Source organism: Pseudomonas sp. NMI542_15 (assembly GCF_021283425.1).
Classification (GTDB): Bacteria; Pseudomonadota; Gammaproteobacteria; order Pseudomonadales; family Pseudomonadaceae; genus Aquipseudomonas; species Aquipseudomonas fortuita.
Genome location: NZ_JAJSRO010000018.1, coordinates 57,049 through 73,714, shown reverse-complemented (window position 1 = coordinate 73,714; position 16,666 = coordinate 57,049). Strand labels below are relative to the sequence as shown.

General features: G+C 63.1%; 14 protein-coding genes. 6 read left to right on the top strand and 8 right to left on the bottom strand.

Features of this window, described 5'->3' with window-relative positions:
• Positions 1-98: 98 nt before the first annotated feature.
• The 5 genes from LU684_RS22355 to LU684_RS22335 all read right to left on the bottom strand — a co-directional run bounded on the left by LU684_RS22355 (position 99) and on the right by LU684_RS22335 (position 6,451).
• Positions 99-2,525: a TonB-dependent siderophore receptor gene (locus LU684_RS22355; protein WP_191087679.1), complete on the bottom strand. Its 2,427-nt coding sequence runs from the start codon at positions 2,523-2,525 to the stop codon at positions 99-101.
• An 86-nt stretch (positions 2,526-2,611) separates the two neighbouring features.
• Entirely contained in the window at positions 2,612-3,574 is a 963-nt protein-coding gene (locus LU684_RS22350) for a FecR domain-containing protein (protein ID WP_232895048.1), read from the bottom strand.
• Positions 3,571-4,101, bottom strand: coding sequence for a sigma-70 family RNA polymerase sigma factor (locus tag LU684_RS22345; protein ID WP_023048544.1), 531 nt, complete (start codon positions 4,099-4,101; stop codon positions 3,571-3,573). The genes LU684_RS22350 and LU684_RS22345 overlap by 4 nt, the downstream gene beginning before the upstream one ends.
• 158 nt (positions 4,102-4,259) lie before the next feature.
• Entirely contained in the window at positions 4,260-5,846 is a 1,587-nt protein-coding gene (locus LU684_RS22340; RefSeq protein ID WP_232895047.1) for a rhodanese-related sulfurtransferase, read from the bottom strand.
• On the bottom strand, positions 5,843-6,451 hold the full coding sequence (locus tag LU684_RS22335; protein ID WP_016486709.1) for a cysteine dioxygenase: 609 nt from the start codon (positions 6,449-6,451) through the stop codon (positions 5,843-5,845). Before LU684_RS22335 ends, LU684_RS22340 begins: the two co-directional genes overlap by 4 nt.
• Before the next feature lie 303 nt (positions 6,452-6,754).
• Here LU684_RS22335 and LU684_RS22330 point away from each other — a divergent pair, with 303 nt between their 5' ends.
• The gene (locus tag LU684_RS22330; protein ID WP_232895045.1) at positions 6,755-7,690 is read left to right on the top strand and encodes an ABC transporter substrate-binding protein; all 936 of its coding nucleotides are present in this window, start codon (positions 6,755-6,757) and stop codon (positions 7,688-7,690) included.
• Positions 7,691-7,829: 139 nt separating this feature from the next.
• A complete protein-coding gene (locus LU684_RS22325; protein WP_016486711.1) occupies positions 7,830-9,137 on the top strand; it encodes an LLM class flavin-dependent oxidoreductase in 1,308 nt (435 codons plus the stop codon).
• Here the strand turns inward: LU684_RS22325 and LU684_RS22320 are convergent.
• A complete protein-coding gene (locus LU684_RS22320) occupies positions 9,131-10,321 on the bottom strand; it encodes a type II secretion system F family protein (RefSeq protein ID WP_102689079.1) in 1,191 nt (396 codons plus the stop codon). The genes LU684_RS22325 and LU684_RS22320 overlap by 7 nt on opposite strands.
• A gap of 11 nt (positions 10,322-10,332) precedes the next feature.
• Positions 10,333-10,758, bottom strand: coding sequence for a type II secretion system major pseudopilin GspG (gene gspG / locus LU684_RS22315; protein ID WP_024717645.1), 426 nt, complete (start codon positions 10,756-10,758; stop codon positions 10,333-10,335).
• Between the two features lie 184 nt (positions 10,759-10,942).
• Between gspG and LU684_RS22310 the strand changes: the two genes are divergently transcribed.
• The 4 genes from LU684_RS22310 (at position 10,943) to LU684_RS22295 (ending at position 16,260) form a co-directional block, all read left to right on the top strand.
• Positions 10,943-11,521 carry a lytic transglycosylase domain-containing protein gene (locus tag LU684_RS22310; protein ID WP_232895044.1) on the top strand — a complete coding sequence of 193 codons (579 nt, stop codon included), beginning with the start codon at positions 10,943-10,945 and terminating at the stop codon, positions 11,519-11,521.
• Positions 11,522-11,611: 90 nt separating this feature from the next.
• Positions 11,612-13,069 (top strand): sensor histidine kinase, encoded by a 1,458-nt coding sequence (locus LU684_RS22305; RefSeq protein ID WP_232895041.1) that lies wholly within the window; start codon positions 11,612-11,614, stop codon positions 13,067-13,069.
• Positions 13,070-13,370: 301 nt separating this feature from the next.
• Complete coding sequence (locus LU684_RS22300; protein ID WP_016486716.1) at positions 13,371-14,864, top strand: sensor histidine kinase; 1,494 nt, start codon at positions 13,371-13,373, stop codon at positions 14,862-14,864.
• Entirely contained in the window at positions 14,833-16,260 is a 1,428-nt protein-coding gene (locus tag LU684_RS22295) for a sigma-54-dependent transcriptional regulator (protein WP_023049198.1), read from the top strand. Before LU684_RS22300 ends, LU684_RS22295 begins: the two co-directional genes overlap by 32 nt.
• Positions 16,261-16,355: 95 nt before the next feature.
• On the opposite strand, the gene LU684_RS22290 is transcribed toward LU684_RS22295, so the two are convergent.
• Positions 16,356-16,658 (bottom strand): hypothetical protein, encoded by a 303-nt coding sequence (locus LU684_RS22290; protein ID WP_016486717.1) that lies wholly within the window; start codon positions 16,656-16,658, stop codon positions 16,356-16,358.
• Positions 16,659-16,666: the final 8 nt, after the last annotated feature.

The following is a 16,666-nucleotide window of genomic DNA, read 5'->3' as shown; positions in this document are numbered from 1 at the left end:
GGGACGAAGGTTAATATCACGCTGAATGATATGTGTGGATCATTCATCGATGGCGGGCATGATGGGGCTGCCCGGCAGCCCCGTTCGCGTGCATTCCCTCAGAACCGCCAGCCGGCATTCGCCACCAGGTTGCGTGGCTCACCATAAGAGCCGGAGCTGAACGTGCCCAGGCCGTCGTAGTACTTCTTGTCGAACAGGTTGTTCAGGTTCAGCCCCAAGCTCAGGTGTTCATCGAAGGCATAGTTGGCCAGCAGCCCGACCACGCCATAGTCACGCTGGTGCGCCTTGGTGCCCAGGTCTGAATTGACCGCGTAGATATCGCTTTGCCATGTCATGTTGCCGCCCACTGTCAGCTTGTTCCAGTCACCGGGCAGGCGATAGGTGGTGGCCAGCTTGAACAGGTTCATCGGCTGGTTGGTCTCGACGCGGTTGCCCTCCTTGTCGTGGGACTCGCGGTAGGTGTAGCCGCCAAATAGATTCCAGCCTGGCAGTACCTCGCCGGAAATTTCCGTCTCGATGCCGCGGGTGGTGGTGCCGGCAATGGCCCGGTAGATTTCCTGGGGGCCACTGTCATCCACCAATTGCGGCGTGTTCTTCTGTTTGACTTCGAACAGTGCGGCGCTGGCGTTCAAAGCGCCGTCGTAGAACTCGCCCTTGATGCCAAGCTCGTAGTTGTCGCCTTCGAGCGGGTCCAGCGAGGTATTGCTGGCGGTCTTGTAATAGGTCTGTGGCAGGAAAATCTGCGTCCAGCTGGCGTACACCGAATACGTGTCGTTCAGGTCCAGCACCACACCGGCGTAGGGCGTGACCACGCCGGACTTCTTCGTCCGGTCGCGGCCAGTGACCTCGCCGGTCAAATCATCGCTGCTGTCGTCCTTCTGGTTCCACCAGCTGACCCGGCTGCCGAGGATGATCGACAGCGGATCATACGGCTTGAGGCGCACGGCGGCGTAGACACCGGACTGGCTCAGGCGTGACAGGCTCTCTTCGGTCTTGGCCAGGTGCGGTTTGCCATGGGGGTTGCCATCCCACTCATAGATGTTGTCGACCGCAGGGAAGCCGCGTTCGTAGGTGGGGTAGTTGAGGTGGGTGTAGGCCAGGTTGCTGCCCAACACCAGCTCATGTTCGCGGCCACCCAGCTGGAAGGGGCCGGTGGCGTACAGGTCGAAATTGTCCTGGGTCTGGTAGCTGTCCAGGCGGTTGATATACATCGATACGCCGCTGCCGGTAAGCGGGTCGGGCGTACCGGCGCTGGCGGAGCCGGTGACGCCACGGCGGTACGCGTACTGGTGGCTGTATGCGGCCTTGGCGACCCAGTCGTTGGCCAGCTTGTGCTCCAGCATGCCGGTGAAGTTGTACTGGGTATTGTTCAGGTAGCTCCAGCGTGCGGCCGGGTTGAACGACCGCGAGAAGTTTGTTGCGCTGCCATCGCTGTTGAACAAAGGGATGTGCCCGAAGCTGACGCCGTCGGCATTGTTGTTCTGGTAGTCGAGGCTCAGGCGCAGCAGGGTGTCTTCGCTCAGGTCGATGTCCAGGGCGCCGTACATCACGCGCTTGTCGGTCTTGTACCAGTCAACGAACGAGTTGGCGGTTTCGTACACCCCGACCAGGCGGCCACGGATGTTGCCGGCTTCGGTGAGCGGCCCGGAGACATCGGCCTCGGTGCGGTAGCGGTCCCATGAACCGACTTCGCCAGCCACCGTCGCCTGTGCATCCTCCGTAGGCCGCTTGCGCACCAGGTTGAGCGTGGCTGACGGCGTGCCTGCGCCACTGAGCAGGCCGGTGGCACCTCGTACCACTTCGACTCGGTCATAAATTGCCATGTCGGCCAAGGTACTGGTGAATTGCTGCGACTCGTTGGCGATTTGCGCAGGGATACCGTCGTACTGGAAGTTCTGGATCTGGAAGCCGCGGGCGTAGAAGGTATAGCGTTCGCTGTCACGATGGTTGCTGGAAAGCCCCGGTGTGAACTTCACCACATCGTCGATCGAGGCCAGGTGGTGATCATTCATCACCTGGCGCGTGACCACGCTGACCGACTGCGGCGTTTCGCGCAGTGACAGGCCCAGCTTGGTTGCGGTACGGGTACGCCCGGTGGTGTAGGCACCGGTGTTCTCGGTGGTTTCGCCCAGGCCATCGCCCACCACACTGGTCGCGCCCAGCTGCACGGCATTGCCGGTTTCGGCTGGGTACAGCACATAGGCACCTTGCTCGGCAGGCGCAACGCCCAGGCCGGTGCCAGCCAGAAGAGTGGCGAAGCCCTGTTCGACACTGTAGGTGCCTTGCAGGCCGGCACTTTGCTTGCCAGCAGTGAGCTGGCTGTCGAACGACAGCACAATCCCGGCCGCGTTGGCGAAGCGGCCGAGCACCGTGCTCAGCGGGCCGCTGCTGATGGCGTAGGTCTTCTGCGCGTTGGCTGCCTGGGCCACGGCTGCACCGGGTAGCAGCGGCGGAAGCAGGGCGAGCGAGGCGCCGAGCAAGGCAAACGTGAGTGCTTGGCGGGGTGGTGAGATAAGGCGGCGCATACGGGCTTCCTGGGCGTAGGGTTTTCGGTGTATTGCCAGGGAGGCGAATGGGCGAGGGCAAATCGACAATGCCCTGTGCATTTTTTTCAGGCATTGCCTCTCAATGGCTCCACGCGTGTCCAGAAGCGGGTATGGCGCACCAGCTTTACCGGCAGCGAGCGGGCAACGGTAGCCAGGGTCAGGTCAAGATCGGTGAGCGAATAGGCGCCGGAAACCCGCAAGTGGCCGACGGCCGTGTCGCAGCCCAGGTAGCCGCTGCGGTACCGCTGTAATTCTTCGAGCAGGTGATCCAGGCGCCAATCGTCCACCACCAGTTGGCCTTCGGTCCAGGCCGCGTCGGTACTGGCCAGTGGCATGCGTTGCAGGATGCGGGTTTTGTCGAACAACAGGCCATGGCCACTGTCCAGGCGGGTTTGCTCGCCACCCGCGTTGATCGGGTTCACGACGACGGCATGCTGGTAAACGCATACGCGGGTCTGGTGGTCCTGTTGCCTGACGCTGAACCGGGTGCCCAGCGCCCTGATGTGGCCTTCGGCAGTGCTGACCATGAACGGGCGGTGATCGGCGGCAGTTTCGACAAAGATCTCCCCGGCACGCAGCCGTAGCTGGCGGGTGTCGTTGCTGAAGGCAATGTCCACCGCAGTGCCGGTGTTGAGGATCAGGCGGCTGCCGTCACTCAGCGTCAACCTGCGCTGTTCGCCGATGGCGGTGCGCACATCGGCCAGCCACGCCGGCGCATCGCGATAACCGCGCCAGCCCAGGGCGCCAAGCCCCGCGCCCAGCAACAGCCCCTTGAGCAGCATGCGCCGCTGCAGCGCCGGGCCCTGCTGGCCAGCACGCTCCAGCACGTCATGGCCCAGTGCGCCTTGTGCTTGGTTCAGTTGAGCCTGCAACATGGCCACCCGTTGCCAGGCCCACTGGTGCTGCGGGTCGGCCGCATGCCAGGCCTGCCAGCGTTGCTGCAGGTCCGGGTCGGCAGGGGCCTCGCCCAGCCGGGCAAACCACTGCGCGGCGGCGCTCAGTGCCTGTCTTTGGGGCAGCGGGCTCACTGGGCGTGTTCCAGGGCAAACAGCAAGCAGTGCTCGGTGGCGCGGGCAATGTACTTGGTGACCGAACTGACTGATACGCCCATCTGGGCGGCGATGTCCTTGTAGCCCAGGCCACGCAACTGCGATAACAGAAACGCCTGCTTGACCTTCTTGCCCAGGCCTTCAAGCATCGCATCCAGTGCTTGCAGGGTTTCTACCAGCATCCAGCGTTCCTCGGGGGAAATCGCATACTGTTCGGGCTGTTCGGCCAACAGTTGCAGGTAGGCCTGCTCCAGTGCCCGGCGGCGGAAGCTGTCAATCATCACGCGCCTGGCCATGGTGACCAGAAAGTGGCGTGGCTCGCGCAGTTCACTGAGCAAAGGCTGGCTGCGGTCGGCCAGCAGTACACGCACGAACGTGTCCTGGGCCAGGTCGGCGGCCTGCTGCGAACACTGCAGGCGGCCACGCAGCCAGTTCACCAGCCAGCCATGGTGGTTGGCGTACAGGCCGGCCAGGCTGTGTCCGGTCGAGGGGAGGGAGTCAGGCATGGTGCTGTTGCGCGCTAATGAGAATTAGTCGCAATTTATTTCAATTACGCACATTCAGCAATGGCCCAGCTACAAAGGTGAGGGGGAAGAGACGCTGCCCGGAACAGGCAGGGGCGGTGATGTGTTGCGAAAAGGGGCGCAACGCGCCCCCGGCAATCTCAGCTCAATACGTTGAACCCGTGGGTGCCATCCCGCTCTAGCTGGGCAATCAGCCCGAACTCCCAGTCCAGGTACCCCTGCATGGCCTCCCGCGGGTTATCAGTGCCTTCATAGGGCCGGCGATAACGGTCGGTACGCGCCACCGCCAGGTGCGTTTCGCCACTTTCCAGCGGCTTGCCTGCCGCAATCCACCGCGCCGTGCCGCCCTCCAGTACGTACACCGGTGTCTGCGTAAGCGCCCGCAAGTCTACCGCCGCAAAGCGTGCCAGCAGGCTGCTGCCGCAGGTCAGTACATAGCGCTCGGCTACTGGCAGCTGTTCCAGCACCTGCGGCAACTGCGCGCGAATTGCCCAGTGGGCACCCGGAATGTGGCGTTTCACGTAGTTGGCACTGGTGGTGAAGTCCAGCAGCACGGTGCCTGGCGTTTGCAGCCAGTCGTCCAGCTGCTCGACCCCGATTTCGGAGACTGCAGGCAGTGGAGGTTGGGGGGGCTGCCAATCGCCGGTCTCGCTGAAATCTTGCGCCGACAGGCCATTGAGCACGGCGACCTGCCAGCCCATTTGCGCCAGCCATGAAGCACTCATGTTGGCCCGCACGCCGTCATCATCTACCAGCACGATGCGCGCCCCGCGCACGCTGGCGACGTGGTCGGTTTCCTGCACCAGTTGCCCGCCCGGTACACTGCGGCTGGCCGGCAGGTGGCCGTGGGCATATTCCTCGGGGGTGCGCACATCGAACAGGTAGGTGGTGCGCTGGGTATCGGCCTGCCAGGCGGCCAGGGCTTCGCGCTCCAGGCGCAGCACACCGGCACGGTCGGCCACATTGCGTGCGCGTTGGGCGGCGTTGGCGCGGGTGTTGTCGCTCACCTCGGCGAAGCGGCGCTCCTGGCCGTGCGCCAGCGCTTGCCCGGCCAGGGTCCAGCCGATGGTGCCGTTGCGCAGGGCAGCCACGGGGTTGGGGATGCCGGCGTTGACCAGCGACTGGGTGCCGATGATGCTGCGGGTGCGCCCTGCGCAGTTGACGATGACCTGGGTAGCGGGGCTGGGCGCCAGTTCGGCAACCCGCAGTACCAGCTCGGCACCCGGCACGCTGATGCCCCCCGGGATGCTCATGGTCTGGTATTCGTCGAAGCGGCGGGCGTCGAGCACCACCACATCGGCGTTGTCGTCCAGCAGCGCTTGCACCTGTTCGGCCGCCAGCGACGGGGTATGGCGCACGCTTTCAACCAGCTCGCCAAAGGCCTTGCTCGGCACGTTCACGTCACGGAACAGCTCGCCACCGGCGGCGCGCCAGCCGGCCAGGCCGCCTTCGAGCAATGCGACATCGCTGTACCCTAACGCCAGCAGGCGTTCGGCGGCCTGATGTGCCAGGCCTTCACCGTCGTCATACACCGTAATGCGGGTGTCGCGCCGTGGCACGCGGGCGAAAATCTCCAGTTCCAGCTTGGACAAGGGGATGTTGGCAGTGAACAGGGGGTGTGCCTGGGCGAACGGGTCTTCCTCGCGCACATCGATCAGCGCCAGTTCTTCATGGGCCAGCAAGGCCTGGCGAATGTCTTGGTAGGAGCGGGTGGCAACGGTACTCATGGGGCAGGGTTCTCTTTGGACAGGTCCCAGATGTTGGGCAGAAGGCTGTTGGAATAGCCGGAAATGAACGGTTTTTCGCTGCCGTCGGGCGAGTACACCGCGCGGCTGACGGCACCGATGTTGGCGCCATAGACGTGGATGCTGATCGACACCCGGTCGTCGAACGCATTGCTGACCTGATGCACATCGCCGATGCGCGGCGAAACGGCCTCTACGTGACCGGGCTCGAGGCGCACGGGCGCGCCTGCTGGTAGTAGGGCGCCGTGTTCGCTGCGGGCAAAGCCTTGCGAGTATTCGGCGCCGCGCAGCATGCCGATCAAGCCCCACACCCGATGGTCGTGAATGGGTGTCTGCTGGCCTGGCCCCCAGACGAAGCTGACGATGGAAAAGCGCTGGCGCGAATCGCAGTGCAGCAAATATTGCTGGTAACGGGCCGGGTCTGGCTGCGCCAGTGCCTCGGGCAACCAGTCGTCATGGGCGACCAGGCTGCGCAGCAGGCCTTGGCCGTGGTCGAGGAGGGTGGCTTCGTCGGTTTCTTGGTCCACCAGTTGCGCAAGCGCGTCAATGAAAGTGCGCAGGCGCTCAAGGCGCAGGGGTTGGCTCATGATTCAGGCTCGGCTGACGGTTTGGGCTAACCCTAGCAAATGCGCTGAATATTCTCAAAAGTAAAAATATGAATAAGCTAATATGCAAAAAACGCATTTACAGAGTGGCTGATCTGTTTTGAAATGTGCGCAATGGGCAAAGCATTAGGTTATGCCCAAAACGAATTTCACGGCACTGCGCTTAATCGATAACTTATAAGAATTGCGTTATTTATATTCAAAGTGAATATGAAAGCCCCATGCCCCCACGAGACCGCACGCGCGGATCGGCCTGATGTACCCCGACGGTACCTGGAGACGAACGTGCGATATCTAAAACAATTGGCCGCCTGTGTGCTGGCCAGCTCCCTCAGCCTGACCGCTGCCGCGCAAACCCTGGTGGTCGGTGACCAGAGCTTCAATGCCCGGGCGGTGATGGAAGCGGCCGGCGTGCTCGACGACCTGCCGTATACCCTGGAGTGGAAGCAGTTTACGGCCGGCTCGCCGGTAGCCGAGGCGCTGAACGTGGGCAGCCTGGACATCGGCCTGTTGGGCGATGCGCCACCGTTGTTCCTGGGCGCCTTGGGCGCGCCGATCAAGGTGATTGCGGTAAGCCGGCAGAACCTGGATGGCGTGGCGATTCTGGCGCGCAAGGACTCGAACATTCACAGCCTCGAAGACCTGCGCGGCAAACGTGCGGCGATCTGGAAGGGCTCCTGGAGCCAGCAGTTGCTGTTCAGCGCGCTGGACAAGGCCGCCGTGCCGCGTGATGCCCTGGAGCTGCGCTACCTCAGCGCCCTGGACGCCTCCCATGCCCTGGATGGCGGTTCAGTGGATGTGATCGCGACCTGGGAGCCCTATGTCACCCAGCAGGAGCGCCAAGGGGCGCGCGTGCTGGCCACGGCCGAAGGGTTGATACCGGCGCAGAGTTTCGTGGTGGCCAATGCCAAGGCGGTGGAGGCCAAGCGGGCGCAGATCAGTGACTTTCTGCAGCGCCTGAAAAAGGCCCGTGACTGGACCCTGAGCGACCCGGCCCATACCGAGGCTTATGCCGATGCCTGGGCAAAACGCACCCGTGCCGATCGCGACATTGCGCGCGCCTGGTTTGCCCGCGCACGTACCGATGTGGCACCGCTGAACCCTCAGGTGATCGTGGATGCGCAGAAGACCGCGGACTTTTTTGCCGGGCTGGGGCTGATCAAGAACTACCCGGCGTCGAGCCTGTTCGATACCTCGTTCGCGGCTGCGTTCGACCACTGAGTTTTCCTGCCGTGGCCCAATCGCCGGCAAGCCAGCGGCCACAGGATCACCACAGCCGTGGGTTCAGTGGAAAACCTGTGGGAGCTGGCTTGCCGGCGATTGGGCCGGTACAGGCAACAACTGTTATGAGGAGCTGTACATGACCACCCGCAAAATCAAGCTTGGTGCCCTGACCATGGGCTGCGGCGGCCCAGGCCGGCACAACCTGTGGCTGGACCCGGAGCTGCCCGCCGATGCCAGCGTCAACATCGACTGGTACATCGACATCGCCCGCCAGGCTGAAGCGGCGCTGTTCGACCTCATCTTCATCGTCGACAGCCAGTACATCACCCCCGGCTCACCGTCGCATTATCTCAACCGCCTGGAGCCGTTGACCCTACTCTCGGCGCTGGCAGTGACTACCCGTAACATCGGCCTGGTCGGCACCCTGACCACGTCCTACAACGAACCCTTCAACGTCGCCCGCCGCCTGGCCTCGCTGGACCTGATCAGCAAGGGCCGCGCTGGCTGGAACGTGGTCACCAGCGGTGACGCCGGTACCGCCGGCAACTATGGCCGTGACGAGCACTACGACTATGACACCCGTTATGCCCGTGCCCAGGAGCACGTGGCGGTGGTTCAGGGCCTATGGCAGTCCTATGAAGACGGGGCGTTCCCGCGCAACCGCGCTACCGGTCAATTCCTCGATCCGGGCCGGATGCATGCCCTTCACCACAAGGGCGAACACTTCTCGGTCGTAGGGCCATTGAATATTCAGCGTTCCCCCCAGGGCCAGCCGGTCATTTTCCAGGCCGGCGATTCGCAGCAAGGGCGCGAGCTTGGGGCCGCCACGGCAGATGTCATCTTCACCCATGCTGCCAGTATCGAGCAGGGCCAGGCGTTCTACCGCGATGTGAAAGGCCGCGCTGCGCGGCTGGGGCGTGACCCGGAGCAACTGCTGGTATTGCCCGGTGCCGAGATCTACGTGGGCGACACCGACGAACACGCCCGCGAGATCGAACGCCACTACCACCAGCAGGACCATAGCTTCGAGCTGGCGCTCAAAGAGTTCGGGCGCAACTTCGGCTGGCACGACTTCAGCCAGTACGACCTCGATGCACCGTTCCCGCAGGAAAGCCTGGAGCATGCGCGCAGCAGCTTTTTCACCAACGCCAAGCGCATCGCCGACCAGGCCCGGGAGCAGGGGTTCAGCCTGCGCCAGGCGGTGGAGTTCGGGCGTAAGCTGCGCCCAGGTGCCTTCGTTGGCTCGGCCGAAACGGTCGCGGCAAAAATGACCGAGTGGTTCGAGGCGCGGGCGCTGGATGGCTTCAACATCTACATCGGCCACCCCGGGCAGTTTCGCCGGTTTACCCAGGAGGTGGTGCCGCTGCTGCAGGAGCGCGGGGTGTACCGCACGGCTTACGAGGGCAGCACACTGCGCGAGAGCCTGGGCCTGGCCATTCAGTGAATGCTCGAGGCCAGTTCGAAGATCGGCATGTACATCAGGATCACGATCAGGCCGATCAGCAGGCCGATGAACGTCATCAGCAGCGGTTCGAACAGTTTCACGAACCATTCCACCCAGCGGCCGATTTCCTGGTCATGGAAGTCGGCGCAGCGTTCCAGCATTTCCCCCAGGTTGCCGGACTGCTCCCCGGCCCGCAGCAGGCGCAGCGACACCGGGGTAACCAGGTGGCCGGCTTCCAGCGCATCGGACAGTGGCAGCCCTTCGCCCACCCGCTGGCTGGCCTGGCCCAGGCCCTGGGCTGCTGCGCTACCGAGCAGGCCGCGGGCCATGCCCATGGCGGTCAGGATGGGAATGCCGCCTTGCAGCAAGATGCCCAACGAGCGGTAGAAGCGCGCCAGCTCGTACATCATCAAGCGTTGATGCAGCGCCGGCAGGCGGCGCAACTGGCAGGAGGCCCAGCGCCGTACCCGTGGGTGGCGGCGCAGCAGCCACAGTGCCGTGACCCCACTGAGCGTGCCCAGCGCCAGCGGCAGTTGCTGGGCGTGCAGGAACAGCCCGATCTGCATCAATACCCGTGACAGCCAGGGCAATTCGGTGCCCATGCCCTCGAACACCTGGCTGAAACGCGGCACCACATAGCCGAGCAGGAACAGCACCACGCCGCCCCCCACCAGCAACAGCAGCAACGGGTAGACCGAGGCCCCCACCAGCTTTTGCCGAACCAGGTCCAGGCGCTGGCGGTAGCTGATGTAGCGCGTGAGGGCATCGCCCAGCGCCCCGGTGCGTTCGCTGGACTGCACCAGCGCCACATACAGCGGCGGAAATATCCGCGGCTGCTGGCCCAGGGCCTGGGACAGCGATCGGCCTTCGTACAACTGGCGTACCAGCTCGGCCAGCACCTTGCGGGTGGTGGCTGCAGGCGCCTTTTCCGCCAGGCTCTCCAGTGCGTCGATCAGCGGCAGCCCGGCATTTAGCAGGGTTGACAGTTCCTGGCTGAACAGCACCAGGTCAAAGGCCGCTTGGCGCCGCCAGGCCATGCCGCGCAGGGCACCGCCGTTGCTGCGCAGGCTGAGCACACGCAGGCCCTGATCCGCGGCCTGGCGGCGGGCCTGGTCGGCGTCCTCGGCGTCGATCTGCAACTGCACCACGCCCTGTCTGCCCAAGGCCTTGAGGCTATAGCGCATGGCCACTCTCCTTACTGCCAGCTGGTGATTTCGGCGTTTTCCCCGTCACCCCCGGGCTGGCCGTCCTTGCCCATCGACAACAGGTCGTATTCACCGCCGTTTTCGCCAGGTTGCCGGTAGATGTATGGGCGGCCCCAGGGGTCCTGCGGCACGGCCTTCTGCAGGTACGGGCCGGTCCAGCGCGCTTCACCATTGGGGGCGATGACCAGGGCCTGCAGGCCTTGCTCACTGTTGGGGTAGTGGCCGACTTCCAGGCGATACAAATCCAGCGCCTTGCTCAGCCCTTCAATCTGCGCCCGCGCCACTTTGGCTTCGGAGCGACCGAGCTGGCTGAAGTACTTGGGCGCGACGATGCCGGCCAGCAGGCCGAGCACCACCAGCACCACCAGGAGTTCGAGCAGGGTGAAGCCACGTTGCGGTTTGGTTCTGCGCTGCATGGTGAAGCCCTCCACTGCATGGGGACACAGGTTGACAGGCACCATGCAACAGCCGTGCACGTCTGCCTCGGGGCCTTGCGCCATGCGGTGCCGGAAGCGGCACAGTGCTTGCGTCGTGGTCATCGACCTCGGGTTTCCGGGGCATTTCCCCCACTTCGGGGGCCACGACGAAGAGGCGACCGTCATGCGTGGACTCATCCTCGGTTTGATATGGCTGGCGGCAGGTGTCGCCCAGGCTGATGTGTACATCTCCATCAATGCCAAGGGCGGCTACGTACTGACCAACGTCCATCGGCCTGGGCGCCATTATGAAAAGGTGATCAACGAGCCGTTGGCACAGGCCGGCCCGGCCAATGCGCAGATGATCACCGGCCGACCCTACGCTGAACTGGTCGCTGCCGCCGCGCGGGCCCACAACGTCCCTCCAGCGCTGTTGCATGCGCTGATCAAGACCGAATCTGGCTACAACCCCAAGGCCCGGTCGTCTGCGGGCGCGGTAGGGCTGATGCAGTTGATGCCGGATACAGCACGTGAAATGGGTGTGGAAGACCGCCTGGACCCCGAAGACAACGTGCAGGGCGGGGCACGCTACCTCAAGCAGATGCTTACCTTGTTTGACAACGACATCACCCTGGCTGTGGCGGCTTACAACGCCGGCCCGGATGCCGTAATGCGGCGCGGCGCCGTGCCGCCGTTTGCCGAGACCCGGCGTTATGTACCCACCGTGCTGCGCGAATATCGCAAGTTACAGGGGTTGGAGTAATACCCTTCGGCGGATGCCATCAATTTAGCACTACGGCTTCCCCAGGTCTGGGCTATAACCTTCTGAAGGTGCTCAGCTGTGGAGCCCACCATGGACATCGCCCCTCGTTCCGACGCCATAGAAGTGCCTGCCGGTAACGAACTGGCAGCCCCACGCAAGCCATTCAACCTGCTGCGCTGGTATGCCTGGGTCAGCCTGGCCATCATCGTTTCGGTGGCTGCCGGACTTGGGTTGATATCCAGCCGTTTCATCATTGATGAAAGCGTTGAGCGCGATGCCTTGCTCACGGCACAGTTCATTACCTCTATCGCCGACGCCGAAGTGCGCCATGTGTCGATCCCCAACGTGCGCACCATGGGCGAGTTGCTGGACCCGCGCACCGACCCTGGCAACCTGCCGGACGTCGACCCGGATGCCCGGCGCAAGGCTCGCGGCGAGTTCCTCGACCACATCGCCCACCTGCCGGACATGCTGCTGGCCAACGTCTATGCCCCGGACCTTACGGTGATCTGGTCCACCAACCCGGCGCTGATTGGCAAGCTGATTGATACTGACGACGACCTGGCGAGGGCGTTCGAGTACAAGATGCGGGTCTCGGCCAGCTACCACAACTTCGAACAGGCCCGTGCCGAGCAGAAATTCGTCACCCCGCCCGAGCAGCTGTTCATCGAAAACTACATTCCGCTGTTCGCTGCCGATGGCGAGCACGTCACGGCAATGGTCGAAATCTACAAAGAGCCCCATGACCTGATTGTGCGCATCGAGCATGGCCTGATACTGATCTGGCTGGCGATCACCGTCGGCGCCGCGCTGGTCTACGTCGGCCTGTACGGCATCATGCACCGCGCTGCACGGCTGCTGGCGGTGCAGCAGAAGCGGCTGATCAACAACGAAACCTATGTCGCGTTGGGGGAGGTGTCCTCGGCGGTGGCCCACAGCCTGCGCAACCCGCTGGCCAGTATCCGCTCCAGTGCCGAGTTGGCCCAAGCGTTCGACGAAGGCCCGGCGCAGCGCAATATCAACGACATCATCAGCCAGGTTGACCGGATGTCGCAGTGGATCCGCCAGATGCTGCAGTCGCTGCGTCCGCTGAACGATGAGGCGGTTGCGGTGGACTTGGCGCTGGCCTTGCAGGACAGCCTTCAAACCTACGCCGTGCCGCTGGCGCGTGGCGGGGTAAGCCTGGACCTGCAGCCGTTACCGGCGGTACAGGTATTGGGGCATCCGGCTTTACTGCGGCAGATATTCAGCAGTTTGATCGCCAATGCCCTCGAATCGATGGATCAGGGCGGACGGTTGCGTATCGAGGTGGTACGCCATGACCGGCGTGGCCTGACCTTGCGCCTGTCTGACAATGGCAGGGGCATGAGCGAAGTGCAGCAGCGCATGGCCTTCCGGCCATTTTTTACCACCAAGCAAGGTGGGCTGGGGGTGGGCCTGGTGCTGGTGAAACGTATCATGGAGCGCTTCGGCGGCACCGTCAGGCTCAGCAGCAGTGAGGGCCATGGCACCCGGGTGTCGTTGAATTTCCGATTGGTCAGAAATTAATGTTTTGCGCTAAGAATAGTTTCTAACACGTTGATATACATGAAATCAGTGGTTCCTGGGTACTTATTACCCAACTGTGGGGTCTTTTCTTGAAGTCGCATTTAACTATGCATCTTAAAGCATTGAAAATTATAGCTTTACGGTCCTCTGGATTGGGCTGGCCAACTTCTTGCTTGGTGATGTGCGGAGCGCTACACACGACAAATGGCAGCCAGGGCTGCCCAGGTGGGGTGCTATCAACTGGCTGCTGCTGTTGGCCTTGATGCATTTCTGAACGGACGCACTGTGCGGGAACCACGCCATGCAGATGCTGGAAAACGATGTTCGCGACAAGGCCAGTGCGAGTGCCAGCGGTCTGGCCGTACCCTTGCGTGAGTTCAACCTGCTGCGCTGGTTTTCAGTCATCAGCCTGTTGATCATCACTGCGGTGGCGGGCGGGCTGGGTTATGTGTCCACGCGCTTCGTGGTCCGCGATAGCGTGCAGCGTGATGCGATGCTGACCGCGCAGTTCATCCAGGCCATGGCCCAGGCCGAGGTCCGCCATTCGCAGTTGCCGCCGGGCACCACCATGGGCGAACTGCTCGACCCGCGCCTGGACCAGCAGCACCTGCAGTTTGCCCCGGCGCTGGCCGAATCGACCCGGGTCGAATTTCTTGACCATGTCGAGCACCTGCCTGATATTTTGCTGGCCAATGTCTATGCCCGCGACCGCACCATCGTCTGGTCCACCAACGTCGAGCTTATCGGCAAGCGGATAGAGGCTGATGGCGATCTGGACCGTGCTTTCCATTCGCGCAGGGCGGTGTCGGCCAGCTATCACAAGGCTGAAGATGACCGCGAGGAGCAGAAGTTCCTGCGTGAACCGCGCTACCTGTTCATCGAGAACTACATCCCCCTGTTCGACAGCCAAGGTGAACAGGTGCTGGCCATGGTGGAGATCTACAAGGAGCCACAGGACCTGATACGGCGCATCCAGCGCGGCTATGTACTGATCTGGGCTTCGACCCTGGTGGGTGGAGCGCTGATCTACTTCGGGCTGTTCTGGATCGTACGCCGGGCGGCGCAGATGCTGCATCTGCAACAGGACCGGCTGGTGGCCAGCGAAACCTACGTGGCGCTGGGCGAAATGTCGTCTGCTGTGGCGCACAGCCTGCGCAACCCGTTGGCCAACATCCGCTCCAGCGCCGAACTGGCGCAGGAAATCGCCAACCCAGCGGCGCAGAAAAACATCACCGATATCATCAGCCAGGTCGACCGCATGTCGCGCTGGGTGCGCGACTTGCTGGTGTCGTTGCGCCCGGTCAGTGACGAGGCAGAGGCTGTGGACCTGGTGGCCGCCATCGAGGACACCCACCTGGCGTTCGTCCAGCAGATCGAGCGCAATGGTGTGCGCTTCCATTTCGAAGGGCCTGATCAGCAGTGGGTGGCCAGCCAGCCGCTGCAGCTCACGCAGATTCTCAACAGCCTGTTCTCCAATGCCCTGGAGGCCATGCCGGCGGGCGGCATGCTGACTGCCCAGGTCAATGTACAGGATGGCCAGCGTGCCGAGTTCGTGCTTACCGACACTGGCAAGGGCATGAGCCAACAGCAGGAGCGGATGGTGTTCAAGCCGTTCTTCACGACCAAGCAGGGTGGCCTCGGTGTAGGGCTGGCCCTGGTCAAGCGCATCATGGAACGGTTTGGCGGTTCGGTCAGCCTGAGCAGCCGCCAAGAGGAAGGAACCCGCGTCAGCCTTACATTCAATATCGCAGCGGGAGGGGAACATGGAGCACAGCATCCTGGTCGTCGAGGATGATGAAATCCTCGCTGACAACATTCGCACCTACCTCAGCCTCAAGGGCTTTGAAGTCACCGTGTGCCACAGCGCCGAGCTTGCGCTGGAGCAGATCAAGCGGGCTCAGCCCGACGCGGTGCTAACTGACAACTCGCTGCCGGGCATGAGCGGCCACGACTTGCTGCGCAGTTTGGTGGCGCAGGTACCTGGCCTGAAAGTGATCATGATGACCGGCTACGGCAATGTCGAAGACGCCGTGCAGGCGATGAAGGAGGGGGCCTTCCATTACCTGACCAAGCCCGTGGTGCTCGCCGAGCTCAAATTGACCCTGGACAAGGCATTGGCGGCCGAACGCATGGAGCGCACGCTGTCGTTTTACCAGGAACGCGAGGCGCAGAAATCCGGGTTGCAGGCGTTGATCGGCGATTCGCCGGTAATGCTCACCCTCAAGCACACGTTGCAACAGGTGCTGGATGCCGAGCGGCGCATGGCCTGCGACGACCTGCCACCGGTGCTGGTCGAAGGCGAGACCGGGACCGGCAAGGAGCTGGTGGCGCGGGCCCTGCATTTTGACGGCTCTCGCAGCAAGGGGCCGTTCATCGAATTCAACTGCGCCTCGATCCCTGCCAACTTGCTGGAGGCCGAGCTGTTCGGTCACGAGAAGGGCGCGTTCACTGATGCCAAGGAGCGGCGGCTGGGCCTGGTGGAGGCTGCAGACGGTGGCACGTTGTTCCTCGACGAGATTGGCGAGATGGACCTGGTGTTGCAGGCCAAGTTGCTCAAGCTGCTGGAAGATCGCAGTATCCGCCGGATTGGTGCGGTGAAGGAGCGCAAGGTTGACCTGCGGGTCATCAGCGCCACCAACTGCAACCTGGAGCAGATGGTGCAGCAGGGCAAGTTCCGCCGCGACCTGTTTTTCCGCCTGCGCATCATCGCCCTTAAGGTGCCGCGCCTGTATGCCCGTGGTCAGGACATCCTGTTGCTGGCAAGGCATTTCCTGGCCCACCATGGCCGGCGTTATGGCAAGCCGAACCTGCGCTTTTCCGCCGAAGCCGAGAGCCTGATGCTGGGCTATAGCTGGCCCGGCAACGTCCGCGAGCTGCGCAATATGCTTGAGCAGACCGTGTTGCTGGCGCCGAATGAGGTGATACAGGCGCACCAGTTGAACCTGTGCATGACCTTGATTGACGAGCCATTGGTGCCGCAGCCGGCACCTGCGATGTTCGAAATGCCGCGGCACGAGCCGGAGCCAGGCACCAGCCTGCCGGACATGGAGCGCGACCTCGTGTGCAAGACGCTGGACCGTACGGACTGGAACGTGACCAAGTCAGCGCGGATGCTCGGGTTGTCGCGGGACATGCTGCGTTACCGGATCGAGAAGCTGGGGCTGACACGTCCTGATAAACGCCAGTGGTAACAAACAGTCAATCTTACTCAACCGGGCGGGTGAACCCGCTCCCACAGGGAATACATAACCTGCAATGTCGAGCGGTGGCCCATTGAGTAGCGTACTCAGGGGGTACCTGTACGGGTGCCACTATTTCCCTGAGGACCGGTACCCTCCGAACCGCTGCCATCCATCCCCGGCAGGTCGCGGTTGTCATTTTGCTTGGCCGGCGGGCTTTCGGGGTCGTTACCTTGAATGCGCGTGTCAGTATCCCGCGGCATGGGCTTTTCGATCGGGTTGAGGGTGCTATCCACGCCCGGCCGGGGTGCCGGGTTGTGCGGATCGTCAGGGTAGGTCGGGCCGGTGCCGACGGCGAAGGCCAGTGGCGAGGCGAGCAGGGCAATCAGCAGAATGCTTGAGCGGGGCATGACAGGCT